Annotated in this window: 18 protein-coding genes and 1 pseudogene; 4 read left to right on the top strand and 15 right to left on the bottom strand. The window is 58.0% G+C overall.

Going from position 1 to position 25,815, the window contains the following annotated elements; all coding sequences use genetic code 11:
- Positions 1-7 precede the first annotated feature (7 nt).
- From EJ075_RS27765 to EJ075_RS27740, 6 genes are all read right to left on the bottom strand, one after another.
- Positions 8-1,270: a polysaccharide biosynthesis/export family protein gene (locus EJ075_RS27765; RefSeq protein ID WP_126106518.1), complete on the bottom strand. Its 1,263-nt coding sequence runs from the start codon at positions 1,268-1,270 to the stop codon at positions 8-10.
- Positions 1,257-2,534 (bottom strand): hypothetical protein, encoded by a 1,278-nt coding sequence (locus EJ075_RS27760; protein WP_126106517.1) that lies wholly within the window; start codon positions 2,532-2,534, stop codon positions 1,257-1,259. Before EJ075_RS27760 ends, EJ075_RS27765 begins: the two co-directional genes overlap by 14 nt.
- On the bottom strand, positions 2,531-3,535 hold the full coding sequence (locus EJ075_RS27755) for an SDR family NAD(P)-dependent oxidoreductase (protein ID WP_126106516.1): 1,005 nt from the start codon (positions 3,533-3,535) through the stop codon (positions 2,531-2,533). Before EJ075_RS27755 ends, EJ075_RS27760 begins: the two co-directional genes overlap by 4 nt.
- Before the next feature lie 74 nt (positions 3,536-3,609).
- Positions 3,610-4,233, bottom strand: a complete 624-nt coding sequence (locus EJ075_RS27750) for a sugar transferase (RefSeq protein ID WP_245458027.1) — start codon at positions 4,231-4,233, stop codon at positions 3,610-3,612.
- A gap of 68 nt (positions 4,234-4,301) precedes the next feature.
- The gene (locus EJ075_RS27745) at positions 4,302-5,438 is read right to left on the bottom strand and encodes a DegT/DnrJ/EryC1/StrS family aminotransferase (RefSeq protein ID WP_095485554.1); all 1,137 of its coding nucleotides are present in this window, start codon (positions 5,436-5,438) and stop codon (positions 4,302-4,304) included.
- Positions 5,439-5,485: 47 nt separating this feature from the next.
- Complete coding sequence (locus EJ075_RS27740) at positions 5,486-6,208, bottom strand: sugar phosphate nucleotidyltransferase (protein ID WP_095485205.1); 723 nt, start codon at positions 6,206-6,208, stop codon at positions 5,486-5,488.
- 634 nt (positions 6,209-6,842) lie between these two features.
- Between EJ075_RS27740 and EJ075_RS27735 the strand changes: the two genes are divergently transcribed.
- Positions 6,843-7,526 carry a response regulator transcription factor gene (locus EJ075_RS27735; protein WP_126106514.1) on the top strand — a complete coding sequence of 228 codons (684 nt, stop codon included), beginning with the start codon at positions 6,843-6,845 and terminating at the stop codon, positions 7,524-7,526.
- 96 nt (positions 7,527-7,622) lie between these two features.
- Here EJ075_RS27735 and EJ075_RS27730 read toward each other — a convergent pair whose 3' ends face one another.
- Complete coding sequence (locus EJ075_RS27730) at positions 7,623-9,320, bottom strand: PAS domain S-box protein (protein WP_337125939.1); 1,698 nt, start codon at positions 9,318-9,320, stop codon at positions 7,623-7,625.
- 307 nt (positions 9,321-9,627) lie between these two features.
- Between EJ075_RS27730 and EJ075_RS27725 the strand changes: the two genes are divergently transcribed.
- Positions 9,628-10,338 carry a helix-turn-helix transcriptional regulator gene (locus tag EJ075_RS27725; protein ID WP_095485208.1) on the top strand — a complete coding sequence of 237 codons (711 nt, stop codon included), beginning with the start codon at positions 9,628-9,630 and terminating at the stop codon, positions 10,336-10,338.
- A gap of 318 nt (positions 10,339-10,656) precedes the next feature.
- Here the strand turns inward: EJ075_RS27725 and EJ075_RS27720 are convergent, their stop codons facing one another.
- The 8 genes and pseudogenes from EJ075_RS27720 to EJ075_RS27690 form a co-directional block, all read right to left on the bottom strand.
- The gene (locus tag EJ075_RS27720; RefSeq protein ID WP_126106512.1) at positions 10,657-11,283 is read right to left on the bottom strand and encodes a hypothetical protein; all 627 of its coding nucleotides are present in this window, start codon (positions 11,281-11,283) and stop codon (positions 10,657-10,659) included.
- A 52-nt stretch (positions 11,284-11,335) separates the two neighbouring features.
- The gene (locus tag EJ075_RS27715) at positions 11,336-11,683 is read right to left on the bottom strand and encodes a hypothetical protein (RefSeq protein ID WP_126106511.1); all 348 of its coding nucleotides are present in this window, start codon (positions 11,681-11,683) and stop codon (positions 11,336-11,338) included.
- 36 nt (positions 11,684-11,719) lie between these two features.
- Complete coding sequence (locus EJ075_RS27710) at positions 11,720-13,939, bottom strand: lipopolysaccharide biosynthesis protein (protein WP_126106510.1); 2,220 nt, start codon at positions 13,937-13,939, stop codon at positions 11,720-11,722.
- A gap of 73 nt (positions 13,940-14,012) precedes the next feature.
- Positions 14,013-16,232, bottom strand: coding sequence for an exopolysaccharide transport family protein (locus EJ075_RS27705; RefSeq protein WP_126106509.1), 2,220 nt, complete (start codon positions 16,230-16,232; stop codon positions 14,013-14,015).
- A 1-nt stretch (position 16,233) separates the two neighbouring features.
- A pseudogene (locus EJ075_RS34180) lies at positions 16,234-17,387 on the bottom strand (asparagine synthase C-terminal domain-containing protein); the annotation flags it as partial.
- Positions 17,367-18,230: an asparagine synthase (glutamine-hydrolyzing) gene (gene asnB, locus EJ075_RS34175; protein WP_348627382.1), complete on the bottom strand. Its 864-nt coding sequence runs from the start codon at positions 18,228-18,230 to the stop codon at positions 17,367-17,369. The gene asnB and the pseudogene EJ075_RS34180, both read right to left, overlap by 21 nt.
- Before the next feature lie 4 nt (positions 18,231-18,234).
- Positions 18,235-19,503, bottom strand: a complete 1,269-nt coding sequence (locus tag EJ075_RS27695; RefSeq protein ID WP_126106508.1) for an O-antigen ligase family protein — start codon at positions 19,501-19,503, stop codon at positions 18,235-18,237.
- Positions 19,500-20,723, bottom strand: a complete 1,224-nt coding sequence (locus EJ075_RS27690) for a glycosyltransferase family 4 protein (protein ID WP_095485555.1) — start codon at positions 20,721-20,723, stop codon at positions 19,500-19,502. Before EJ075_RS27690 ends, EJ075_RS27695 begins: the two co-directional genes overlap by 4 nt.
- 1,104 nt (positions 20,724-21,827) lie before the next feature.
- Between EJ075_RS27690 and EJ075_RS27685 the strand changes: the two genes are divergently transcribed.
- Positions 21,828-23,531, top strand: a complete 1,704-nt coding sequence (locus EJ075_RS27685) for a calcium-binding protein (protein WP_126106507.1) — start codon at positions 21,828-21,830, stop codon at positions 23,529-23,531.
- Positions 23,532-23,783: 252 nt separating this feature from the next.
- Entirely contained in the window at positions 23,784-25,550 is a 1,767-nt protein-coding gene (locus EJ075_RS27680; protein ID WP_126106506.1) for a calcium-binding protein, read from the top strand.
- Positions 25,551-25,815 lie beyond the last annotated feature (265 nt).

The raw sequence follows: 25,815 nt of genomic DNA, 5'->3' as shown, positions 1-25,815 counted from the left end.
AATTGGTCTATTGGATCGCTACGCTCTCGAGACCGCTGCTGAACCTTACCTCTATCGTGTCGCCCGGTGATACCTCGGTATCTTCTCCGGCCGGCTGTTTACGCCATTCCTCACCGACCTTGCGGATGATCGTGACCTGAGCCTGAATGGTTTCGCCGGCAACTGGCAGCGGCTGGGCGGACGCCCCCGTGGGCTGCAATTTCTGGCTGGCGGCGCGAAGTCTTGCGGTGATGTCGGCAAGACGCACGTTGGTGTCCTTCAGTTCGGTCAGAAGACCAATTCTTCTCTGGTTGCCGTTGCGTTCGTGCTGTCTGACAAAATCATCCTGCTGGCGTCGCGCTCTCATGAGTTCGACCGACGTTTCGAGCGCCCGGCTGGAAGAGAGAATCACACCGCGCCGCACGTCGGCGAGCCTGTCGTTGGTCAGATTGCCTGCTTTATATACCTTCGTCACTCGCGCCAGATCGTCCTCGTCCGCCTTGACTGCATCGGCTTCGACCTGCTCGCGCTTGAGCAGGACCGCGATCTGCGCCGCAGCGTCCTTGGCGCTTTTTTCGAGGTAGCTTTGCTCCTGCTGGAAGTTGTCCAGGGAAATCTTGAGCCCTTCCGCTTCGGCCTGGGCGATTGCCGAGACGAAAGCGGCCGACAAGGGTGACCCTTGTGGTGGCTTCATGTCGAAATTCGCCTGGTTCTGAAGTTCGGCGCGCAGACGGGCGCTATGAAAGTAGTCTCTGGTGTACTCCCCCCAAGCCGATTCATAGTCGCGCCGCAAATCCACCGGATCTGGGCCAGCCTGGTTTGTCCGTGACCGCAGAAGGCTGAAACCGCCAGACACGGCAATCGCCTGCCGCACGGTCATGAGCGGTCGATAGGCCTGCTGTCCGGGAGTGAGCACGTCGCCGGTCACGTAGATCGGGCGATAGTCTGCGATGACGGCGGTGACGTCGCTCGGCTTGATGACGATCATTTGCTCTCGCCCATCAGGCAGACGCTGGTGGAATATCTTGGTTGGCAAGATCGTCTCCATCCGCGTCTGCAATTCGGCCGGAGTGAGGCCGCCGACCGAAACCATCCCGACTTCGGGAAGCGCGATCGTGCCGTCCATTTGAACCACGGCACGCTGCGTTCGTTCCGGGATAGAGGCAATTCCTATCTCGACGGTATCGCCGGCGGACAGTCGATATGCGACCCGCGTCTCCGCTGCAGCGGCCATATCCATGGCAACCAGTATACCAAGCGCGGCAAGAAGGATTCGATTAGTGAAGACCATTGGTGACAATCTCCTTCCGGTTCAACGTCGGCTCTTCCGGCCAATCGACACGGGAGACGAAGTCGTAGACGGGACCGCCGGGCACGCCCCAGTTGCTCGACCAGACTACTTGTGAGCCGTCAGGCGACGGCGAGGCATGAGTTTCGCTTCGATAGTCTAACTGAGTGCTTCTCGTTTGTGCGATGCGTCGAATCTCACCACTGCCGTCGATGCGCAGCGCGATCACTTCCTGTGCATATGGCGCCATGTCTGGACGGGCTGACACCTCATCCGGATCGCCGCCATAGGTCAGGAACACCCAGCCGGGCCTGTCCAGCGCACGCAGGGATGCATGCATGGCTTCGCCGTATTTCATAAGTGGGGTGACCCTGCCGTCGGACAGCCTTCGCTTGATCACGTGATACTTGTCCGGATCGGACTTGCTGATGCCGACATAGACTTCGCTGCCGTCCTCATCGACTGTCATGTCGCCGTGGCCGGGCCGATGATGTTCCGTCCATTTCTGGAGCAAAGTGCCCTCGACACTGAAAATGAAGGCCTGTTGGATGCCGCTTACTATCTCCTGGAGGCATAGAATGTTGGTTCCGAGCGGAGAAATCGAGCAGGCACCATTGGTTCCGCCAAGATGCCCAAGATCGATGTCCGGGAATTTCCGCCGCTGCTTGAGATCGTAGGCAAAGACCACCGTCTCGCCATCCTCACGCACCGCGCGCACCGCTATGCGATCACCGTCACGGCTTGGATTGCCCTTGCCCGGTCCGAAATGGAAATCATGGTATTCAGTCGAAGCGAACAGGACGTCTTCGCGATTGGTCCGTGGCGCCCAGGTCGACACTTGCCGGCCCTGAACGCAGATCATCAGATCGGCGTTTTGAGGGTGCCATTCGCATTCAATAGATCGAGCGCGACGGAACAGCGGCGCGTATGTGCGCCCGTCCAAGAAACACATGCCGCCGCTACAGCCGTTGGTGATGACAAGAAGGCTCTGGTCTGAATTCCAGGCTTGAGCACTCGAATACCGGTGGGTGCAATAATTCTTCTCGCATGCAAGCCCATTACCAAGCACTCCCGGCTTGGTAATGCGCGTGAAACTGGTCCCAAACGCCGGATCCGTCGCTGGGCGCAAATAATCGGGTAGATCCATCATCACCGGCGCAGCAAATTGTGTCTGCTCGCTGCTTTGCCGGCTTCCGACCGTGGACAGACCCAACGACATGCCCGCGGCAATCAACAACGCAGCCAACACACGCGGGTGAAAAGTCATGTCATATAACCCATTTCGCGTCGTACGCGGCCTTCGCTGAGGCGCGCCTCCCACCATCCGATGGTTCGCCCCAACCCATCGCGCAGGCTGGTCTGTGCCCGCCATCCAGTCTTGCTTTCGAGGAGTGAAGAATCGGCCAGCAAGGCACGGACCTCGGAATTCTGCGGCCGCAGGCGGCTTTCGTCGCGATGGACCGGTTTTTGGGAGCCACTCAACTCGAGCACCAGATCCAACACGTCCGAGATCGTCACAGCGCGCTGGCTCCCTGCATTGTAGGCATGGCCAAATTCGAGTTCGGCCGAACCTGCGGTCAGGAACGCCGCCGCCGTGTCTTCCACAAAAGTGAGGTCGCGGATCGGGCTTGTGTCCCCGACCATGATCGCCGGGCAATTTTTGTCGAGGGCCTGCCGTATGATGGTCGGCACAATAGCCCGCTCACTCTGGCGTGGGCCGTAGGTATTGAACGGCCGCATAATCACGACGGGGACGTCGAACGACCTGGCGTAGGACTCTGCCATCATGTCCGCGCCGATCTTGGATGCCGAATATGGTGACTGGCCCTGCAGCGGGTGGGATTCGCGGATAGGCATGGTCTGTGCGGTGCCATAGACCTCGCTGGTCGAGGTGTGCACCACACGCTCTGTCTCCCATTGGCGCGCCGCTTCGAGGACGTTCACCGTGCCCAGGATGTTGGTGTCTACATAAGACTGGGCGGCCGCGTATGAATATGGAATCGCGATAAGCGCGGCGAGATGAAACACAACGGCCTGGCCGCGCACGATCCGGTTCAGGAACGCGCTGTCGCGGACGTCGCCGCGGACCAGGTTCAACTGGCTTCGAATGGTGGCCGGCAAATCATCGAGCCAACCATGACTGTCGAAGGAATTGTAGAGAGCCAGCGCCGTGACATCCGCCCCACTGCGGACGAGCGCTTCGGTGAGATGCGACCCGATGAACCCATCAGCACCCGTGACCAGAACTTTCCTACCCCTGTAGCTCATGACTAAGCGTTCCCCCTATGACGTGATGCGGCGACCTCGCAAATCCAACAGAGCGCGGCCATGCCAAACTGCTCTCACATGCCGATTGGCGGCGAGACCGGGCTGGTCGGCGGCGACGAGGCCAGGCCGAGGACCGCCAGAAAGCCGCGCGCCATCCAGATGATGTCAGAGGTGACCGTGCGCTGCGGATAATAGGCGAGGTCAAGCCTGGCCTTGGCAGGAAACAGGACCTCACGGTAGAAAAGGAGCGGATCCTCGGATCGCGGATAAAAATGGGCTTCATGCCGGAAGAGAACCTGGGCCGGACCCAACAAGCCCGGTTTGTATTTTAGAACAGCCTCAAAGCCACCGCGGAAACAATCGGCGAAGACAAGGCTCTCCGGTCGCGGTCCGACGATAGCCATCTCGCCTCTGAAGACATTCCACAGTTGCGGGAACTCGTCGAACTTGGTGAGGGCGAGAAACCGCCCCACTGTCGTCATGCGGCTGTCTCCGGCCATGGTCAGCGCCAGGCCACCGGGATCGCATCGCACGGCGAATTTGCGGAACTTGTACATGCGGAATGGCCGCCCACCGGCACCCACGCGGGTCTGCGCAAAGAAGATAGGCCGGCCGCCTTCCAGCAAGAGCGCCAGAGCGATCACCAGCATCAGCGGAGCGAACACTATGGCGGCTGCGGTAGCGATGGTGAGATCCATTGCTCGTCTCGCAAGCCCATGGGCGGCGCTTGGGACAACAGGTCGATGGATGGATAAATCCAAGGCATTCATGCTGCTGTTCCTGCTTGGGCGCAGCTGTTGACCGCAGCGGCAAGAGCGGTCGCCACTGACTCGACCACAGGCGCAGTGATCTGGGGATGAAGTGGCAGCGTGAGCTCACGCTGGGCAAAGTCCTCTGTCCGCGGCAAATGGGTGCCGGGAAAAAGCTCGCGATAGAGCGTCATCTGGTGCACCGGCGGATAGTGGATGGTCGTTTGTATTCCTTGCTTGCGCAATTCGTCGATGACGTCTTGCCTGTCAGCGTAGCGCGGCAAAAGGACAGGCATGATATGATAGGCCGACGTCCGCGGCTCGTGGAACGGGACTGTCACGGCTGGGCAGTGTTTTGCGATGAGACGCCGGTATAGCATGACCAGGATACGCCTGATCTCATTCCATTCCTGCAAATTCTGCAGCTGGACCAGTCCGATTGCAGCGCGCATTTCATCCATGCGATAGTTGAATCCGAGCATGGTGACATCATACTGCGGCGTGCGACTGTTCAGCCTCTGATGTGTCCCGGTGGTCATGCCGTGCCCACGGGCCTGGCGGATTGTCTCAAGCAGCTTGGGGTCTCGGGCAATCACAGCCCCACCTTCCGCCGTGGTCATGTTCTTGTTGCCATAGAAGCTGAAGGCCGCCGCGGCACCAAATGTACCCACTTCCTTCAAGCCGGGCGCATGCGCGGCATCCTCGATGATCTGCAGTCCTCGGGCGCGGGCGAACTTCTGCCATTCTTCCCGATTGGCGAGGTAGCCGGCGAAATGTACGAGAATGACCGCCTTAGTGCGCGCAGTGCATTTTGCTTCAGCTTCGACGATCGACATCAGCGGCACGTCGGCCGACTCGATGTCGACAAAGACCGGAGTGGCACCGACGTAGAGAACCGCGTTTGCGGTCGCCACGAAGGTCATGGACGGGACCAGCACTTCATCGCCTGGTCCGATACCGAGAGCATGTAGAATGAGATGAAGCGCCGCAGTGCAAGAACTGACCGCGACGCAATCCTGCGCACCATGCATACTGGCAAAAGCCTCTTCAAAGGCTTTCACCTGCTCTCCCATGGTCAGCCAGCCGCTATCGATGACCTTGGACAAAGCTGTCTTCTCCGGCACACCCAAAATTGGGGCACTGACCAAGAGCATCATAACCTCCTAGACTGTTAGACTGTGGGATCGGCTTCGTGATCTCGTCATGCGGCCGTGGCAGTGACCTCGATCGAGGCCGACTGGTCTTCCCAGGAAATGGCTTGCGCGTTCTGGAAATCGTCGACGCGCCCGATATCGAGCCAGAGACCATCATGCTTGTACACGTGGACGGTGGTGCCGTTCTGCATCATCTGCAGCATCAGGTCGTCAAACCCGAAGGGAATGCCAGATGGAATAAACTGCAGAACGTCTGGGTTCATGCAGTAGATTCCCATGCTGACCAGGTGCGAAAGCGTCGGCTTCTCGCGAAAGATCTGCACCCTATTGTCGACTTCATCGATGACGCCGAAGTCCATCTTGATCAGGCGGCAGGCTGTGGCGATCGTCACCGGATCGTTGTGCTTGCGGTGGGCTGCCACAAATCGACTGAGACTTAGATCCGTGAGGACATCCCCGTTGAGAACTATGAACGGCTCTGTCAGCTCATCTCTGATCAAAGAAAGCGGTCCGATGGTGCCAAGCGGCTCCATTTCTTGCGTGTATCGAATTTTCAGGTTCCACTGCGAGCCATCTCCGCACACGGTGCGGATCAAATGGCCGAGATACCCGGTTGTGATGTAGACTTCTTGGATGCCATTGCGTCGCAGCCATTTCAGAAGCATCTCGAGAACCGGCCGGGCACCAATCGGCATGAGCGGCTTCGGCAAGACCGATGTGAAGGGGCGAAGACGTGTCCCCATTCCACCACATTGAATCACTGCTTTCATCTGATCCTCCCACGTTCACTCGAACTCAGCGCTGTTGTCACGGCCGCAGCATCCGGAAAGTTGCTTTCTTGTTCTCTTAAAAGCCGGTGAGCCTTCCCGCCGACCTTGACCCGGATATTTGCAGCTTGATGGTATGAGGCCGTCGGGGGGGATGTCGTCGTGCATTCGAATGGTAGCGATTCAGACATTCTGGTATTCAATGACCGCACTGATCGATGAAGGCTGGCATGCTGTCGCAGAGGCAGGTTCGGAGCACGCTTCAGCGGTCAGTTCTTGGCCGATCGGCTTGTGGCCGTGAGACCGGCAAACCCGAATGAGTGCTTGCAATGAGCCAAATATCCACCAATTGCCGGAACGATCTACGGCAACCCGGCAATTGCGTGGTGGTGGCATCGAAGCGAGCTGTTGGGACGCGGGTCTTGGAGGTTGAGAACGGATATTCGACAGGTCAGCCGATTCCGTTCGCAGGGTTCAAAAATAAGAGGAGCGTTTCCCGTTATTTAGGATTATATTAGCAAATGACGCTTGCGGTGTTGGGGCACTGCGGGTGTTGACTGGGTGAATCGACGAGTGGTTGGCCAGACTTTAAGGCCATCACCGTTCAATCATTCCAGGTTTCGTTGGGGTAGTTCAAATGTATCGAATCGTCATCGCCGACGATCACGGCTTGTATCGTCGTGGCTTGCGGTTGGCACTGACCGCAGGCATTCCAGGTGTAGAGATATTTGAGGCGTCGTGTTTCGATGCCGTACTTAGTCTGCTGGCGGAACAGGCGTCCGTTGATCTTGCGATCCTGGACCTGAACATGCCGGGATTGTTCAATCAGGAAGTGCTCAGCGGCATTCTGTCGGCTTATCCGGATACACGATTTGCGATCGTTTCCGGGAACGATTCACGCTCGGAGATACTGACGGCTCTTTCGATCGGACTTCACGGCTATATCGTTAAGTCGCAGAGAGACGAGGAGGTCGTTATGGCCGTCAACGAAATTCTCTCGGGCCGCATCTACGTCCCTGCACTTCTTTCACGCCCGGGTGCAGCGCAAGCAACTCACGCACCTACGCCCCCTGAGCAGATCCCACATCGACGTACCACCAGCGGCAATCTGGGCAGGCTGACCTCGAGGCAAAAGGAAGTCCTCAAGCTGATGGCGGAAGGGTATTCGAACAAGGAAATCGCGCGCGATCTGGAAATCGCGGAAGCGACGACGAAAATCCATGCCGCTGCGGTTCTGCGTGAGCTTGGCGTACGCAATCGGACCGAAGCTGCCGTGATGCTGAAGACCTGGCTTACGAGCAATATCAACAATATCAATTAGAGCGCCGCGCTTCCTTTTGGGCCGCAAAGGACGCTCTACGCATCGTGCTTTCCAAAAATCGATTTCGATTTTTGGGCCGATGTTTGAGCGGATGCGTTAGGGGCCGATTTCCTTGCGTGACAGCCGTAGCGAATATCGGAGCCCGCGATCCGATATTTCCAGCTTGGGGGAGTGACCGACAAGCGGCGCCCCATCCACCCCGATTATCATGGAACCAAAACCATGACGGACAACGCTTGAAGTCCGCCGCCGCCCCGATTCCACCCAATTGAACACGATGTCACTGCCCGCATCTTCCGATGCGAACGTCCAATTTACTTCGATCCGGCCTTTTGGATCGCCAAGCGCTCCATGTTTCAAGGAATTGGTCGTCAGCTCGTGAACAATCATTGCAAAGCTCTCGGCGGCGCCGCCTGATATCACCACGGAGGGACCGCTGATCGATATGTCGCGTGTCCCCATATACGGCTGCAACTCCTGGACAACGAGATCGTGGAGCATCCCCGACGCATTGCCGTTGCGTGACAGCAGCAGATGCGTTGCTTCGAGCGCACGAATCCGGTCGATGAGCGTCTCCTTGTACTTGGCGACATTGTTTTCGGGAACATCGACCATGTTCACGAGCGCCGTGATCACTGGGAACAGGTTGCTGAATCTGTGACGTTGTTCCAGCATAATGCGCTCCCGCTTCTTTGCCGCGGCGCGCAGCAGTGTGGTTTGTCGTCGCTCAGTCAGGTCGGCGGCCACTCCAAGCCGCTGTAGACGATCATCGTATTTCTCTTCCCTTCCGCGTAAGGCAACCCAGCGGATATGGCCGTCCGGTCGTCGGACGCGAATCTCGACGTCGTAGTTCGTGACCGATGCGAGCTTTCTTGATGCCAACAGCTTTGGCCAGTCCGCCGGATGAATGACGGCCGTCAGGTCCTCGAGGCGGCGGCTAGCCGCTGGGGGCAGCCCGAGAATGTCCCAGAACGTGCCCGAGCCGGTGACGATCCCGTCTTTAAGATCGATCCGCCACGTGGCCAGGCGTCCAGCAGACAAAGCGAGATCTAGCCACTCCTTCTGAGCCCGAAGCGCTTCGTGTGCAGCCCGCCGTTCCGAAATATCGTCGACCACCACGAAGATGCTCTCTAAGAGCACCCCATCGGGCATGGACGAAGACAGGGTTAGCCGAGCCCAGAATGCCGTGCCGTCCTTTCGTGTCAGACGAACCTCCGAAGCGAACGAAGCACTGTCGTTACCCAGGCCCGCCAACAACTGCGCCAAGGCATCGCGGTCGGCCGGATGAACGAGTGTCCTGAGCCGCAAATGGGCAAGCTCCTCCTCCTTGTAACCTGTCATCTCACAAAGACGTCTGTTGGATTGCAGCAGCTCACCATCCTCGTTGGTGTTTGCAAATCCCATGGCAGCACGTTCGAAGGCCCAACGGTAGCGGCTCTCGGTTGCTTCGACGGCGGAGAGCCTGACCTCGGCGATTTCCAGCAGCTCACGCAAGTCCTGGCGCAGCCGATGGAACGTCATGGCAATCACCCCGCCCGAAACCAGAAGCAGGATGGCGCGCGCCCAATCTTCGCTGGAGATCTGACCATGCAGGGTACCCCGTGCCCATAGGCCGGCTGCCACCATCAGGATCGTCGCGGCAAGCGCGGGCGCGCGGTCTTCAAGATAGGAAATGATAATAATAGCTGGAATAAACTCTAGAAAACTCGAGCCTTCCCCAATGTATACTGACGCTTTTGTTTCGAATATCAGTGTGGCGAATAGTACCGATGCGGACGCAATATGAGTTAGCAATCTGGCTGACGGGTCCGAATTCCACCTGCGAGAATGCGAGTTCATAGGCATAGGCTACAACCTTTTAACTAGGCCGTCGAGACTAGAGCAAAAAACGTACAACCTAGTACGACTGCCGGATTGCCATACCACTATCACAGCGCGCATTTTATCAGGGCGGGGGAGCATGACTTGGTCAGAACTCCTCAGAATATATCGAATTTTAAGTTAGATAGGGCCCATTTTTGTGAGCCCTATACATAAAAGTTTGTTTGTAAATCCCGGACAATTTGTTTCGGGATAGTGAACCTTGGGGAAGGTTGGAAAAATGACTCTGATCGATAGACACAGTGATGCTGTTGCGGGCAACCGATACATTGCGATGGGCGCCAAGTATAACGCTGAGGCGAAGATGGCGCGGCCCTCATATGCTTATCCTTCAGCGCGTGCAGCAGATCGTGCGGACGCAGGGGTCGACGAACCAAGGAGACGCAGCCTGGAATCCATCACCGGCATGCTTGATCGCATCGGCTGTGGCTATCTCGTGCTGAACCGCGAAAGAAAAGTAATCGAATGGAACGCAGCCGCTCAAACCACGCTGGAGCGCCAGGGCGAAGCGGCTGAAACAGCCGGTGGGCTTTCGATAGCTCTAAGGCGGCTGATCGCAAATGTTCCGGCTCATTTCCTGCCGGGCTCACTGTCTTGGGTGGTGATCCGCAGCAGAGGCGACAGGCCGGTGATACTGAAAGAGAACGGACTTATCGCTCCTGACGGAACCAGCATCGTGGCATTGCTGGACCGTGAGAACAGATCGGGACCAAATCCTCAGACACTGCAAAGGATGTTTGGCTTGACGAGCGCAGAAACACACTTGGCGTTGCGCTTGGCTCAGGGCGATGCGCCGTTGGAGATCGCCCGCAGTTGGCGCCTCAGCCGCACAACGATCCGCTCACAGCTTGCCTCGCTTTTCGCCAAGACAGAGACGAGACGTCAGGCGGAACTGGTGGCTCTTCTGGGGCGCATTTCGGTCTTGCCATAAGGGCCGCCGCCTGAAGCCTGTTCCATCCCGATAGAATCGGGATGGAACTCTAAACTTGTTATTTTGCCATGATCTTTCCTGAAGCCGGTTTGCGCTTTTCGGGATCCGGGCGCCGGCATCCAACAGGATTCAGGCAACCGGAATTTGGAACTGTTCCAGTAAGTTGCCCTTCGAATTCGGTTTGAACGTGTTGTCCCGTTAGAGACCCCGCCGCTGACGCTCGGGGGCCAACAGTTGCACTGCTGCCATGCCAAGAATTTGACTGATTTCAAGTTCCTTGCGAGCAGTATCTGAAAAGAAAAAGGTCAAAGCGGCGGATCATGCCGAACAGTGTCGCCGCCGCCAGGATCTTTGCAGAGCAAACCTGGCTACAGCGCAATCAACAGCTGCGCCCAAGCTGGTCAACCCCGCACCACCAATATAGATCAAAAGAGCGAAGATGCTAGCGTAGCCAAAGCTCCGACCCATGTCTTCGTTGTAGGGCAAAACTATATCCGCTGGAGCGGTGGAGGCCGCGGAGACTCGGGTGGACTTCGGATCGCTGCGATGGTCAATATCGCTTGCGTCAGCGTCGAGCCTTTCATGGCCTTGGCCGCGTTTGGCCGTAGGTCCACCTCCGGTCTGCAAGATCTTCGAGAGTATTTTCTGCTCGACTGACTGAATGCTCTCTAACGATGATTGGTTGCTGAGCGTTTCGATTGGAATTATTTTTCGGTTCGATTGCACGAGAATGTCATTTATGGTTTGAAACACCCCAAAAGCGCGAAGGTTCGTATCGAGATCTGCCTCGAAAATTCGCTCTGCAAGCGGTTCATGCTCCATCCGCTGCAGCAAGCGTGTCTCCACGATCGTTTGTGGCACCACAACTCGGAGCGTGAAATCGGCGACTGGCGCTAGGCTGAGCGCCTTTGCAAGCGTGACATTGTCTGCGGTTTCGTTGAACATTGCCAGGGACCCAATCACTCGGACATAGCCCTGATCGAATATTATTACGTCTCTAGATTGCTTCGCTTGATCCCAGCAGCGCGAAAGGTTCAATATATATTGCCCGAGCCGGGCGCGCCACATTCTTTTTTTTGGCGGAAGAATTCTGATCATGGAAAAGGGATGTCGAAAGATTGCTTCTTCCTCTCGGAGAAAGCAATATTTTTGAAGTTGAAAATACCGCAGCCAGAATTCTGGAAATGAACAGGAAGATTCCCAGATCGAACCTTCCTTCCCTGGTGCTAGGCTGGTAACTGAGGACAACCTCGGCGTGGTATCCTTCCCTGCGCAGTCGCCGGGCAAGATCGTGAGCAAACGTTGTCTTGCCAGATCCGGGCGGTCCGAAGATCTCAATGATCATGGGGTCGAATCCGTTGGTGGCGATACTCTCGCGCGATCAGCGCATGAACCAATACCGTTGCCGGCCGTCGACTGCGCTTGCTCTGAACGACGCTAGCGCAAAGATCAGCGCAGGCATGATCTTCAGTCGTTTGCTGATATAGATTGCCATAACCACGTTCCAAACGGCCAATGCAAGCGCCAAGCCTACTGCGGCGCCCAGCGGACCGTAAAGCTCGATTCCTGCCGCACAGCCTATGATGCCGGCAGTCGCGCCAACGATCATGGCTGCTGCTGCTGCCCATTCGTTTCCGGTCATGGTCAAGAGATTCAGCTGGGGCCCGCACAGCGCGACAAAGACATACCCGAAGATCAGTACCCGCGCGATGGGTGCTCCTGTGCTGAAATCGTCACCGAACCAGTTCATGAGAGGTTTAACAATCACAACCAGCGGGATAGCCATCGCTATGGCGCCGGCGGCGGAAAGTATGGCGGCTCGTGAAAACAACTGCTGCAGACCCTTCCGATCGCCTCGGGTATGAAGGGCAGCCGCTGCCGGCGAAAACATCACGCCGACGGCCACGAGGGCAAGACTCACAAGCAACGCGACGTTCAGTCCCAAGGCGAAGATTCCTGCGTCTCGAATATGACCTGTCCAGCCGAGCACCATAACCCCAGCCCGACTGATGAAAATATCGAGCCCAGCCATGAGCATGATTGGTGGAACCGCCGCCCACCACTCTTGCGACGCGTCGCTGGGTTGAGTGTGCCGCAACCCAGGCGGCTGAAATTTTGCCACCATGATGAACACCAGTCCGACCGTGATGCCCGAACTTGCCAGCACCGCCTGCATCACCAAGGGTGCGTTGAGGGTCCATGATCCGGAAAAGGCCGCGACTCCCAGCAACATCAACAACAGGCCGTCGCGCACGATGCGTTCCGGCAAAAGGGCTGAGACACCACCGCCGAAGGCACGGATAAGTGCTGCGCCCAATGCGGAAGCGGTGACCAAGGGGACCGCGGCCATGCCAAGGAGCTGGCTGATTTCAAGTTCCTTGTGGGAGGGATCTGAAAAGAAAAAGATCAGAACGGCGCCGATCATGCCGAACAGTGTCGCCGCCGCCAGCGATCTTTGCAGAGCGAACCTGACTACACCATGTGCCAGGTCAAGCCGCCCGTTTGCCCTATAGGTGGACACGAAGCGCAGTAAGGAAATATTGAAACCAAGCGTTGCAAGATAGCCGAGCACGGAGGTCCAGGCCAGGACATAGGAATAGATGCCATAGCTGGTGGAACCGACGAGGCGCGCAATCAACAACTGCGCCAAGCTGGTCAACCCAGCACCGCCGATATAGATCATCAGAGCGAAAATACTGGCGTAGCCGAGGCTCCGGCCCATGTCTTTCTTGTGAGACAAAACTATATCCACCGCGGCAAGAGAGGCCACAGAGGTTCGTGCGGTCTTCACAGGATTACAATCGTCGATGTCGCTTGGGTCAGCGTCGAATGTCTCGTGGTCTTGGCTGGCTTTGGCCGCAGGTCCACCTCCGGCTTCCACAATTTTCGAGATTATCTTCCGCTCGACACATTGAATGCCTTCTAACGACGACTGATCGTCGAGAGTTTGGATCGGAATGACTTTTCGGTCGGACGCGACAAGGATTTCATTTATGCTTTGAAACACCCCAAAAGCGCGCATGTTTGTGTCAAAGTCTGCCTCGAAAATTCGTTCGGCAGGCGCTTCATGCTCCATCCGCTGCTGCAAGCGTGTCTCCACGATCGCGCGTGGCGCAACAACTCTGAGCGTGAAATCAGCCGCGGGCGCGAGGCTGAGCGCCTTTGCGAGGGCGGCCTTGTCTGCGGTTCCATTGAACATTGCCAGCGACGCGATCGCCTGGACGTAGCCCTGATCGAATATGACCACATCTCTGGATTGCTTCGCCTCATCCCAGCGGCGCGAAAGCTTCAAAATGTGCTGCCAGAGCCGAGCTCGCCATATTCGTTTTTTTGGCGGCATCATTCTTATTATGGAAAGGGATGTTGAAAGATCCTTGATCCTGCCTCTTGGAGAAAGCAGGATTTTTGATGTTGAAAATATTGCCGATATGATCCTGAAAATTGCCAGGAAGATTCCGAGATCGACGCTCGATCCCCTCTCGCGAGGCCGGTGACTGAGGGCGACCGTGACCTGGTACCCCTCCCCGTGCAGTCGCCGGGCAAGGGCGTGAGCGAACGTTCTCTTGCCGGATCCAGGCGGTCCGAAGAGTTCAATGATCATGGGTCCAATCCGATCGTGGCAATACCCGCGCGATTTCCGCGACCGTCGTTGCTTCGACGTCCGCTTGTGACGCTCATGATGGTTCCTCAAGCAAAAGATCAGCACTGTCCCCGAACTGGTAACTGGCATGCTTCTTGAGATTAACCTGCGTGAGAACGCTCCCCACAGGGACCGAAACCGACGCATCGCTCGCAAGCGTTTCCAAAACCCCACGCGCCATGCTGCGTCGCGTCCTGCCCCAGCGAACGGCGAAAAGAACCGCATCAGCCCAGCCAGTCAGAAGCCCGGCCTCCGGTCCTCCAAGTCCCACCGGTCCATTCATGATGACGGCGCTGTAGATCGAGTGCAGCTCATCCGTGAACAGGGAACTGTCGACCGTGGACAGCAATGCCAGCAGATCCTCCGAGGGTGCGAGAGCCATGAAGTCGATTCCGATTTCAGGCATTCCCGCGATTGCATCGCGCAAGGCACAGCGTTCGCTCACATAGTCTCCGAAGAAAAAGTGAGGCTTGAGCGCCTTGAATTCGTCCAGGAATTCGTTCGTGAGGCGGGCGCCCGTACGGTCAAGATCGAGGAAAAGCACTCGTCCCCCCAGTCGGGTGGCTGCCAAGGCCAGGCTCCATGCAAGCTCGGTCTTGCCATCATCCTGGACGCTGGACGTTACGAGAATGACGTGCGACGAGCGATCCCCCGCTTGCTTGGGCGCCGCGGCGACAAGCAGGGACGTCACGGCGCGGCTGTATCTGGACCTCTGCTGCGCTAAAACCAGCTGCTTCAGCCGCTTGGCGTGCATCGTGGGAGCTTGTGGTATTAGCCCCAAGCATGGAACCCCGAGCGCTGCTTCAGTTTCGGCCTCGCCGCGCAAGGTCTGATCGAGGCGGTTGCGAATAACAACGAAGACGCCGCCAAGAAGCCCAAACACAACCATACCGGGTGGAATAAGGAAAATCGGCGACAGGGTCTTTGGATTCGTCGGCGGCCATGCCGCCGAAAGGACCGACACTCCGGCCGAGGGAGTTGCGATGCGCCGTATCAATTCCTGTTGTTGGGTCAGAAGCTGGTTGTATCGTTGCGTCAAGATACTGACCTGCGGCTCCAGCGCACGCAGCCCGGACAGCCGGCCCGCGGTATCGGCCACAACCGCATCGAGCACATCCTTGCGGCTTTCCAGAGCTGCAATTTGGGCACGGTAGATGCTGGCCTCCGCTGCGATCCGAGCGGTGGCTTGTTCGATCTCGCGATTGATCGCATCGCGCAGATTTTTATCTGCCGCGTCATTGGCCTGGCGAGCCGCCAATTCGGCCAACACCGGCGATCCGATGGCTTGAGCGAGCGAGGCGACCGATGCCCCCTCCTTTCGCAGTTCCTGAATACGTCGAAGGCGAGATTCCGTGGCGGAGAGATCTGCTTTCGACAAGGAAATCTGCTGGCTGAGTTCAGCCGTCTCCTTAGCGGCGTTGTCCGCAGCACCTTGGTCGATTGCACCATGACTCAGCCGATACTTTTCCAGGCGATCGGTCGCTGCTGCCAGATCGCGTTGCACACCTGGCAGGGCAGCGACTATCGAGGTGAGTTCCACTCTGTCCGCTGCCTGACGTCTCTTTGCGAGATCGTCGATGTACGATTGGGCGAATGTATTAGCTACCATTGCGGCTCGCGCCGGATCCGGATCGGTAAAGCCTATGCTGATGACTCTCGATCGCAGCTCCTGGCCAACCCTCATGCCCTTCCGCAACGCCTTTAGTTCAGCCGCATCCGCAGCGTCCGGCTTGCTCTGCGGCAAAATTCCGCCCAACAGACCGTCTGCAAATGAGCGCAAATTCGGCCGGTCGCCACGAGCGGGGTTGGGACGAGAATTTCCAGTTCCGGCATCACCTTGTTCAGCAGTGCTGCCAGCCTCCGTCTTGCGCAGCGCTGCCATCACGCGTCGCAGATTTCCTTGCGACAACAGCATGGTTATATTGTCGTCAATGCTGGCATCCAGCATCTCCGAGGCGGGCTCCGCGCCGGCGGGCCCGTTCCTGCTCGGAGCATCGAGAATAACTTGCGTGCTCGCCTCATACCCGACGGGAACTGCCAAACCCGCAAGCCCGGCCAAAACACCGCCCAGGGCTACCATGGCGAGCAGGAACCATTTTCTCCTCGCGATGGTCGTGAGTAGCTGATGGATCGGGGCCTGCGTGTCCATCGGCTCACGCAGCGGGCGCCTCATGCGCGGCCTGGTCTCGTGCGCGGCAACGTGCATCTCAGTGGCGCGCGGAAGTTGCTTGCGGCTGACTATGGAACCTTCCATCTTACACTCCTGCCAGTTCGAACACGCGACGCAGGTTCGTTGCTGGCGCCGGTGCCCTACGGGCCTCGTTGCGCCAAGCCTGGAACATCAACGCCGCCCACAAATCACGAGAATGATCCTGCCTTCCATCCAAGTGATCTCGCCAGCACGCCTCGACCTTTGCAAAGTCGAATATCCCGTCTCCGGAGAGGCGCATGTCGGTGAGAACATCGCTGGCCCAGATGCGCAGCGGACCTCTCAGCCAGACTGCTATGGGAACATCGAAACCTTGCTTCGGACGATCGATCAGCCGCTCGGGAACATACCGATGCAGCAACTGACGAAGGAGCCACTTGCCTTTGCCGTGGCGCACCATTACGTCCGCCGGTAGGCGCCAGGCGAAGTCGACAACGCGATGGTCGAGAAGCGGGCATCGTCCCTCGAGGCCGGCGGCCATGCTGGCGCGATCCAGCTTCACCATTATGTCGCCAGGCAGGTAGCCGACCATGTCATCGTACAAGAGACGGGACAGCAGATCATCAAACGGAGGTTCGCCCTGAACCGATACGGGTGTTTTCTGATGGGTGAGGTTCTCGGTCGATGATCCACTGAGCCGCTGATACAATTCGTTCTCATCTGCCGCTGCGAGCAGCCGAGCCAGGCGATCCAACCGGTCGCTCCGCAGCGCGTGCCGGGCATGCACCGAAAGCGGCAGCTTACCGACGAGATCGTGACGGGCTGCACGAGCAAGCAATCCAACACCTGCAGCAAGCGTCTGACGCAGCGGCGACGGCAGCGTATGCAGTCGTCTCGCTCGAGCTGCCATAAGGTGGCGAGCGTAGCCGGCGAAGCATTCGTCGCCGCCGTCGCCCGTCAGAGCCACCGTAACGTGCTGGCGAGCGAGCCTCGCCACGAGCAGAGTTGGTATCTGCGATTCGTCGCCGAACGGTTCGTCCCAAATTTGCGGCAGTTCTGGAATGACCTCCTGCGCGGCCGCGCTGGAAAGGTGGAGTTCGGTATGGTCGGTGCCCAGATGTCGGGCGACCGCCGCAGCGTGCGGAGCCTCATCGAACCCGCACTCTCCGAAAGCTATGGTGAATGTGCGCACCGGCTTCTCCGACTGCGCTTGCATCAGGGCAACAACGGCTGAACTGTCTATCCCCCCGACAGGAAGGCTCCCAGCGGGACGTCAGCGATCATGCGCTCCCGAACGGCAAGTCGAAGCAGGACATCGAGCTCATTCGTCAGTTCTTCATCGGTGCCGACAATCGGGTCCGCCCTACCCTTCGTGGCGGTGTCGGCCAGCGACCACCAGTACCGGATGCGATCCAAAAGCGACGCGGCACTGCGCGCCTCGGTAAAATTTGCGGCCGTTACGGACAGTACCGAACCAGGCGGCAACTTGAATACGCCTCGCCAGATGCACTTGTCATCCGGTACCCATCCCCTCGACAGCATCGTCGTGGCGACATCGAGATCGAGTTCCTGACAGAAACCTGGAAAGCAGTTGATCGCCTTCAACTCGGAGGCAAAAACGAGCGCGTCGCGTGTTGAAGCAACGTAAAGCGGCTTCTTGCCCATTCGATCGCGCGCGAGATGAAGGGTCCTGGTCTCCCTGTCCCACAATCCAAAGGCGAACATGCCGGCGAAGCGCTTGAGTGCGGCATCGAGCCCCCAACTCTCAATCGCGCACAGCAAGACCTCGGTATCGCAGGTGCTGCGGAAACGATGGCCCGCGCCTTCAAGTTCGCGGCGCAGGTCGTGGAAATTGTATATTTCGCCGTTAAAGGTGATGGCATATCGGCCAGTTGCCGAATGCATCGGCTGGTGTCCTGCTTCCGACAAGTCGACGATGGCCAAACGCCTGTGGCCGAAGGCAACGCCGGCTTCCCGATCTCGCCAGAAGCCGTAGCCATCAGGCCCACGATGACGAAGGGCTGTCGTCATTTGCGCTATTGCCCTCAGCGGCTTCGCACTGGCCGCATCGGTTGCAAGAAGAATTCCGGTGATCCCACACATCCCGTCACCCCAAGTCCGTGGATGTTTTTCTAGAAGATACCGAAGCTGCTCGCGGCGTTCCGGCAACGAGACAGAGGGTCAGCCCAAACCAAACGATCGGGTGGCGGATGATCAGGTGCGGAAACCCGTAAATCATGATCGCCACCACCAGCGCAAAAAGCGCGTCGAGCTTCGCACGCCATGCTGACATGGCGGCCGAGCCGACGATCCAAAACAGGGCCAGGATCGCAATCAGACCACCTTGAGTGTACAGATCGAGTACCGTGTTGTGGGCCTCGAAAGGTTCGGGCAGAAACTGCCGATAGTAGACGGAGGGGCGGGCCACATGCGGGCCGGGACCGAGGCCAAGTGACGCTGACGTCACGCCCTTGTAGACTGCATCACCCCAGAGCCTGACGCGAAGTGTAGCGGTTGAGGCGGTCTCCTCGCCGCCCCCCCCCTTGCTGAGGCTCTTGGCGAAATTTTCGACGCTGCTCATGTCCTTGAGCACGTAAGGCGTCATCGACATCGCCAGGGGGAGGAAGCCGATCATCAAGAGCACGGCGACTTGCCGGGAAACGCCGACCTTGGCACCGGTCGTGAGCCATGTCCGAACCCGCAGCCCTAGAAATATCAGGCAGGTCAGGACGCTTGTAAGAAGATACGCATCACTCCTTGTCAGCCTTCCGACATAGACGGTCAGTACAAGGCTGCTGAACCCAAACAACCTTCCCCATGGACTGCTTGTGGTCGTCGCAAGATGTAAGGCCAGGGGGCCAAAAAGTGCACAATAGATCGCGAGTTGGTTCGGATTCTCGGACCAGCCGGTGAAGCGATCCCAGAACCAGGGATTGACACCGGATTGGTGGATCCAACCCCACCCAAGTGCCAGCTGAAAGGTAAAGCATGCACTCACTATCCCGATCGCCCACCAGGCAGTGCGGCGCAGATGGCGACCAGCGTCGGGCTCCGCAGCGGCCAGGCAGGTGACGCTGGCCAACAGCAGGTAGGCCATTGTGTCGTGAATCGGCCCCGAGAGGTCCAGAACCGTCGTGGTCAGCAAACCGACAAGGGCCCCGACCCCCTGAGCAAACGTCATGATCAGCCAGAAGGTCACAAGACGGAACAGGGCCGGCGTCGCCTCCAGGCGACCACCAACGACTACGCGCCCGATCGACAGCATGATCCAGAGCGATAGGAACAATTCGGTATATCCGAGGTGCAGTCCCGGAACACTGATCTGCGCCGCATAGCCCATCGAAATGCCGGCGGCCAGCAACGCGCTCCGGATCATCGGGGCGCTCCACCCAATTCGCGGTTTGCGGCATTTTCTTTGAGCAAGACCGGGGACGCCGGTCGAGCAAGACCGCCGTGGGATTCGGCGCTAAGGACATTTTTGTACAGATCGCAATACTGATCGACCACCCGCGGCAGCGCGAACTGCTCCCGGACCAGTTCGACGGAACGACCGCCCATGACCTTTCCACGGCCGCGGTCGGACAAGATGTCTATTATTCGAGACGCAAGCCCATCAGCATCGTGCGGTGGGACGAGATAGCCGTTCCATCCGTCCTCAACCACGTCATTGCAGCCAGGCATCCTTGAGGCGACGATAGGCAATCCCGCCAGTCCTGCCTCGAGCAAGACGCGCGGAATCCCTTCCCGATATTGCGTCGGAAAGGCGAACAGATCGGCCATGCCAAGAAGGGCTGGAACATCGCGTCGTGGACCCAAGGCTATGACATGGGGTGCATATTGATCGATATCCGATTTATCGACGGCAAAGGGCCCCTCAGATTCCCATGGGCCGACAAGCACGAAACGTGCATCAGGCCTTTTTGACAGGATGCGTGGAACTGCTTTGAGGAGTGTCGGGATGCCCTTCTGGCGGGTCAGCCGGCCAACGAAAATTACGACTTCGGCGGACTGGAGCCCAAACTCTTCGCGCATTTTCATCGCCGACGGGGCAAGGTGCCTTGCCATGGCGAACGCATCGACGTCGATTCCAGAACTGCGGATCAGCCGCCCGCTGCCGCGTCGGATTAGTCGGTAGCGCTCAAAGAAAGCCTGATCGTCCTGATTTTGGAAGACCGTCGCAGCCGTCCAGAAGGACGAGAGCCATTGCAGTCCGCAAAAGATTGGACGTAGGGCCAGAGCCCGTGGCTCCAGCGACGAGAATGTCCAGCCCAGACCATTGATCGTGCGGATCACTGGAACCTTCCCGCGCGCCGCAAGCGGCGTCAGCAGGTTCGGCTTGGTGTCGAAACTTTGGACAATGTCCGGTCGTAGTTCCGACATTAATTTTCGAATCGCTCTGATGGCCCCCCATCCCCCGCTACTGCTGGCAAATCGGTCGAAACCATAGCTGCGATGCGGAATGCCATGTCGCAAAAACGCGGCTTCAGCACCACTGGAGACGGCAGTGACCCGAAAACCCCTTTCGCGCAGCGACATCAGGAACGGAATTCTTAAGGCGTGATCCTCGCCTCCCACGCACATGAGATGCGGGTTCATCCTGCCTCTCCCGACCATGCGCCGTCTCCCAATCGCGGGAAGTGGCCGGCTTTTGCTTCTGCCTTCATGATCTTGGTTTCGCTTCTTCTGCGCGTAAGATGCCAAGTCACGGTAAGGGCAGGCTTGCCTACTGTCCTCGTCTGTTTGAATGAGGCAAACCGCATTTGGATCAAGGTGTTGCGAGCTTCAGGCCGTTAGGTCTCCCGGCTTGGCGCGACAATCCGCACCAAGGACCTGCACAGGTGTGGTACCGAGGCCGTATGGCGGGCCGTCTTGACGCGCATATCCTCCTGCGCAATGAGGGGGTGGCGGGGTCATTTACGCGTGGAAGTTGAGGAATCCTGCGGGCACATTCGCCCATGGGCGGGCAACCGAATACTGCGCTTCCGACAGCCGTCGGTTGTTAGACCTCCGTCTGGGCCGGTGCCTAGGTATGCTGGTTGAGCCGCATCTCAGTCACATCCGTCTTGGCTGCCTTCCCGCGACTGGCAGCTAAGCCAAACTCGACTACTCCGATGTCGGCAACCTTAGTTTTATCGGTTGTAAGCGAGCACCCGCCCACTGTGTCCACAACAAATTTGGTTGCGACAGCAGAGGACATGGCCCGGCCCAGAACCTAGCTTAACGTGATCGGATTTGCTCGCAGGCAAGTGCGCATATTGTGCAGAAGAGCTATTCTGCCTGCCGTTCTATTTATGGCCTCTAGTTGTCGGCAATCAAAAATCCGATTTTTGCCACGCCACTTCAGCGGGGTCAGCACCGCCAAGGCACCATCATAACCTACCAGCTTCGGCGCCGTCCAAATCATATTAAAAACCAAGCCACTCATAGCAAAGTATTTTTGAAGGCAAGTTCATATAAATAGTTACCAAGATCGATTCGCTGAAAATATAATTTATCTTAATAGGCGTTTAGAGACTGCGATGAAAAAACGCTTTTTTTGATCTCGAACCGGTCGGTTGTCATAAGTAGAATTTTCGCTTCCGTGCGGCAATCCTGTCGGCGATCAACGAATCTATCAGAAGGGTGCGGGTATTTGATTTGTTGCTAATATACGCCGTCTAGTAGGCAGGCACCGCGGGGCGCTAAGAAAAAGGAATATAAATGGCACTTCATTTTGCAGCGGGTGGATCCGCCACCGAAGTCGCAAGCGCCGGCTTCAATCTGGTTGACGTTCAATACGTTGATCAGGTCAACGAGCTGCCGGATGGCACGAAGGGCTTGGTCTGGCTCAACGAGGGCGAGGGCGTAACTCAGTCCTTTATCGACAAAGTCACCCCCTTCCTTGGCAATCCGAAGGTATTTGGGTTTTTTCTCGTCGACGAGCCGGATCCCACCGGCCAATACCACACACAGGTAGACGCTGAGGATCTGAAAGCCGAATCCGACTGGATCCACTCTCGTATGCCAGAAGCCAAGACCTTCATCACCGCGATGGACATGGGGTCTGCCGCCGATCCGGATTTTTCCAACACCTACAACTATGACAACACGCATATCGATCTGTTCGGAATAGACCCGTACCCAGTGCGCACCGGCACAGAAACGGTCGATTACGACATGATCGACAGAACCGTGGCTGCAGCGGTGGAGTCGGGCATCCCGACCAGCGCGATCGTTCCGGTCTACCAGACCTTTGGCGGCGGCAATTATACGACCAACACGGGCGGCAAATATGTCATGCCGACGACGGATCAGTTGGAGACCATGATGGACCACTGGGAACAGCTGGTTCCCAATCCTGCCTTTGACTTTGCCTACGCCTGGGGTTCACAGGAAGGCGATACCGCGCTTGAGAGCTCACCGGAGCTGCAGGCTGTTTTCCGGGAACACAACCTTGCTACGCCTACCACCGTGCCTGACGTTGCTCCGCCTACCCCCGTGCCTGACGTCGCTACGCCTACGCCCGTGCCTGACGTTGCTACGCCTACGCCCGTGCCCGACCTTGCTACGCCTACTCCTACTCCCGTGCCTGATGGCGGCAACGACGATTACTATGTCGACAATGCCGGCGATAGGGTGATCGAGTCCGCTGGCCAAGGTCAAGACAGGGTGTGGACCGCTGTGGACTATGCGCTCTCAGCCGGCTCGTCGATTGAAGTCCTTGGCACCACTGAGGACGCCGGCACCACGGCGATCAACCTCACCGGCAACGAATTGGCCCAAACCATCCAGGGCAATGCCGGCGCCAACGTCATCAATGGCGGCGGCGGTGCTGACAAGTTGAACGGCTTTGGCGGCAACGACGATTACTATGCCGACAATGCCGGCGACGAGGTGGTCGAGTCCTCTGGCCAAGGTCAAGACAGGGTGTGGACCTCTGTGAGCTATGTGCTCTCAGCCGGCTCTTCGATTGAAGTCCTCGGCACCACGAAGGACGCCGGCACCACGGCAATCAACCTGACCGGCAACGAATTGGCCCAAACCATCCAGGGCAATGCCGGCGCCAACGTCATCAACGGCGGCGGCGGTGCCGATAAGTTGAGCGGCTTTGGCGGCAACGACATTTTTGTCTTCAATAGCGCCCTTGGTGACGGCAATGTCGACAGGATTACCGACTTCAATCCGTCCCAGAACAAGATCCACCTCGACGACGCGATTTTTGCCGGGCTCAAGTTGGGCACGCTCACATCCGACGCTTTCTTTGCGGGTAGCGCCGCGGATGATAGCGCCGACCACATCATCTACAACAGTTCGACTGGAGCGCTCTCCTTCGACAGTGACGGGATCGGCGGTGCGTCTCAAACACAGTTCGCCACTCTCTCACCCGATCTGTCGCTTAACGCAGCCTCATTCTTTGTGACCTGAAGGAGCTAGCGGCAAACGAGACCGCGCCAGGGCCCGCGGTCGCCTACAGAGACAGGTGGACAAACTGCACCTTGAAGCCTGTCTCTTTGGCGAGCGTGAATGCTCTGGCGCGGACCGTCAGTCAAATCACATGACAGCTCCGTCGAAGATCAATGATTCTATCAATGGCATGTCGCTAATTGATTAGGCGCTAATATGGGCCGTCGAGTAGGCAGGGGAACGGGGGCTATCGAATCAGACGAGGATATTCGCATGGCCACAATGCACTACACTTGGGGCGCCTCAGCGGCCCAGGCCAAGGCCGCTGGTTTCAACCTGGTTGATCTTCAATACGCGTCATCGGTCAACGCGTTGCCGGATGGCTCGAAGGCCCTGATCTGGCTCGGCGAGAGCAACGGGGTAACCCAGTCCTTTATCGACAAGGTAACGCCTCTCATCGGCAATCCGAAGGTTCTTGGATTTTTCCTGACTGATGAGCCTGATCCCACCGGCAGATACCATACCCAGGTGAGCGCTGCCAACCTGAAGGCGGAATCCGACTGGATCCATTCCCATTTTCCGGGCGCCAAGACTTTTATCACCCTGATGGACATGGGGTCGTTCGCAGATTCGGACTATTCCAATACCTACAATCCTGCCAACACTGGCATCGATTATTATGGAATAAACCCTTATCCGGTGCGCACAACTGCGGTGGACTTCAACTACATTGATAGAGCCGTGGCTGCGGCGTTGGAAGCAGGCATCCCGCAGAGCGCGATCATTCCGGTCTATCAGGCGTTTGGCGGCGGCGGCTGGGCGACCAATACGGGCGGGTCGTATGTCATGCCCACGACGTCTCAGATGCAGACCATGATGGACCACTGGGAAAGGCTGGTTCCCAATCCTGCCTTTGACATGGCCTATAAATGGGCCTCGCAGAACGGCGAAACCTCGCTTGGCAACACTTCGTCAATGCAATCCTTTTTCCTGCAGCACAACACCAGCACGACGACCCCGCCTCCAACCGACACCCCGCCTCCAACCGACACCCCGCCTCCTACCGACACCCCGCCTCCTACCGACACCCCGCCTCCTACCGACACCCCACCTCCTACCGACACCCAACCTCCGACTACCGATAAACTCGACGGCACCAGCGGAGCCGATGTTCTTCGGGCAACCGGTGCCCACACAATGGCCGGCCATGGCGGCAATGATGATTACTATCTCGACAGTGCCGGCGATAAGGTGGTCGAGTCCTCTGGCCAAGGTCAAGACAGGGTGTGGACCGCTGTGGACTATGCGCTCTCAGCCGGCTCGTCGATTGAAGTCCTTGGCACCACGAAGGACGCCGGTACCACGGCGATCAACCTCACCGGCAACGAATTGGCCCAGACCATCCAGGCCAATGCCGGCGCCAACGTCATCAACGGCGGCGGCGGTGTCGATAAGATGAGCGGCTTTGGCGGCAACGACGATTTCTATGTCGACCATGCCGGCGACAGGGTGATCGAGTCCGCTGGCCAGGGTCAAGACAGGGTGTGGACCGCTGTGGACTACGCGCTCTCAGCCGGCTCGTCGATTGAAGTCCTCGGCACCACGAACGACGCCGGTACCACGGCAATCAACCTGACCGGCAACGAGTTGGCCCAAACCATCCAGGGCAATGCCGGCGCCAACGTCATCAACGGCGGCGGCGGTGCCGACAAGTTGAGCGGCTTTGGCGGCAATGACATTTTCGTCTTCAATAGCGCCCTTGGTGACGGCAATGTCGACAGGATTACCGACTTCAATCCGTCCCAGGACAAGATCCACATCGACAACGCCATCTTTGCCGGGCTGAGCGCGGGCGCGCTCACATCCGCCGCTTTCTTTGCGGGTGCGGCTGCGCATGATAGCTCCGACCATATTATCTACAACAGTTCAACTGGAGCGCTCTCCTTCGACAGCGACGGCATCGGCGGCGCAGCTCAAACACAGTTCGCCACCCTTTCTCCAGGTCTCTCGGTTACGGCAGGCGCATTCTTTGTGACCTGAAGAGCTGGCGGGAAACGAGATCGCGCGAGGGCCAGCGGTCGCCAACAGAGACAGGTGGACAAACTGCACCTGAAGCCTGTCTCTTTGGCGAGCGTGGATGCTCTGGCGCGGACCGTCCCCAAAACCATTCTAGGCCATTTCGGCATAGTCGATTCCCCTCATGTCTTGCAAAGCAGGCTACCCTCAGCCCGTGGAGCTCCAGGAAACGGCAAGATTAGCTTAAAGTGCCGGTTCCCCTGAACCAGCAGCAGGCCAAAGGAACCGC

Source organism: Mesorhizobium sp. M6A.T.Cr.TU.016.01.1.1, from assembly GCF_003952585.1.
GTDB lineage: Bacteria > Pseudomonadota > Alphaproteobacteria > Rhizobiales > Rhizobiaceae > Mesorhizobium > Mesorhizobium mediterraneum.
The sequence above is the reverse complement of the archived record's forward strand: the minus strand, read 5'-3'. Positions and strand labels throughout refer to the sequence as shown.

What these genes read in the sequence shown, in the direction of transcription:
- EJ075_RS27765 (WP_126106518.1), bottom strand. Translation starts at nt 1,270, where the DNA reads ATGGTCTTCACTAATCGAATCCTTCTTGCCGCGCTTGGTATACTGGTT.
- EJ075_RS27760 (WP_126106517.1), bottom strand. Translation starts at nt 2,534, where the DNA reads ATGACTTTTCACCCGCGTGTGTTGGCTGCGTTGTTGATTGCCGCGGGC.
- EJ075_RS27755 (WP_126106516.1), bottom strand. Translation starts at nt 3,535, where the DNA reads ATGAGCTACAGGGGTAGGAAAGTTCTGGTCACGGGTGCTGATGGGTTC.
- EJ075_RS27750 (WP_245458027.1), bottom strand. Translation starts at nt 4,233, where the DNA reads ATGGATCTCACCATCGCTACCGCAGCCGCCATAGTGTTCGCTCCGCTG.
- EJ075_RS27745 (WP_095485554.1), bottom strand. Translation starts at nt 5,438, where the DNA reads ATGCTCTTGGTCAGTGCCCCAATTTTGGGTGTGCCGGAGAAGACAGCT.
- EJ075_RS27740 (WP_095485205.1), bottom strand. Translation starts at nt 6,208, where the DNA reads ATGAAAGCAGTGATTCAATGTGGTGGAATGGGGACACGTCTTCGCCCC.
- EJ075_RS27735 (WP_126106514.1), top strand. Translation starts at nt 6,843, where the DNA reads ATGTATCGAATCGTCATCGCCGACGATCACGGCTTGTATCGTCGTGGC.
- EJ075_RS27725 (WP_095485208.1), top strand. Translation starts at nt 9,628, where the DNA reads ATGACTCTGATCGATAGACACAGTGATGCTGTTGCGGGCAACCGATAC.
- EJ075_RS27720 (WP_126106512.1), bottom strand. Translation starts at nt 11,283, where the DNA reads ATGTTCAACGAAACCGCAGACAATGTCACGCTTGCAAAGGCGCTCAGC.
- EJ075_RS27715 (WP_126106511.1), bottom strand. Translation starts at nt 11,683, where the DNA reads ATGATCATTGAGATCTTCGGACCGCCCGGATCTGGCAAGACAACGTTT.
- EJ075_RS27710 (WP_126106510.1), bottom strand. Translation starts at nt 13,939, where the DNA reads ATGATCATTGAACTCTTCGGACCGCCTGGATCCGGCAAGAGAACGTTC.
- EJ075_RS27705 (WP_126106509.1), bottom strand. Translation starts at nt 16,232, where the DNA reads ATGGAAGGTTCCATAGTCAGCCGCAAGCAACTTCCGCGCGCCACTGAG.
- asnB (WP_348627382.1), bottom strand. Translation starts at nt 18,230, where the DNA reads ATGTGTGGGATCACCGGAATTCTTCTTGCAACCGATGCGGCCAGTGCG.
- EJ075_RS27695 (WP_126106508.1), bottom strand. Translation starts at nt 19,503, where the DNA reads ATGATCCGGAGCGCGTTGCTGGCCGCCGGCATTTCGATGGGCTATGCG.
- EJ075_RS27690 (WP_095485555.1), bottom strand. Translation starts at nt 20,723, where the DNA reads ATGAACCCGCATCTCATGTGCGTGGGAGGCGAGGATCACGCCTTAAGA.
- EJ075_RS27685 (WP_126106507.1), top strand. Translation starts at nt 21,828, where the DNA reads ATGGCACTTCATTTTGCAGCGGGTGGATCCGCCACCGAAGTCGCAAGC.
- EJ075_RS27680 (WP_126106506.1), top strand. Translation starts at nt 23,784, where the DNA reads ATGGCCACAATGCACTACACTTGGGGCGCCTCAGCGGCCCAGGCCAAG.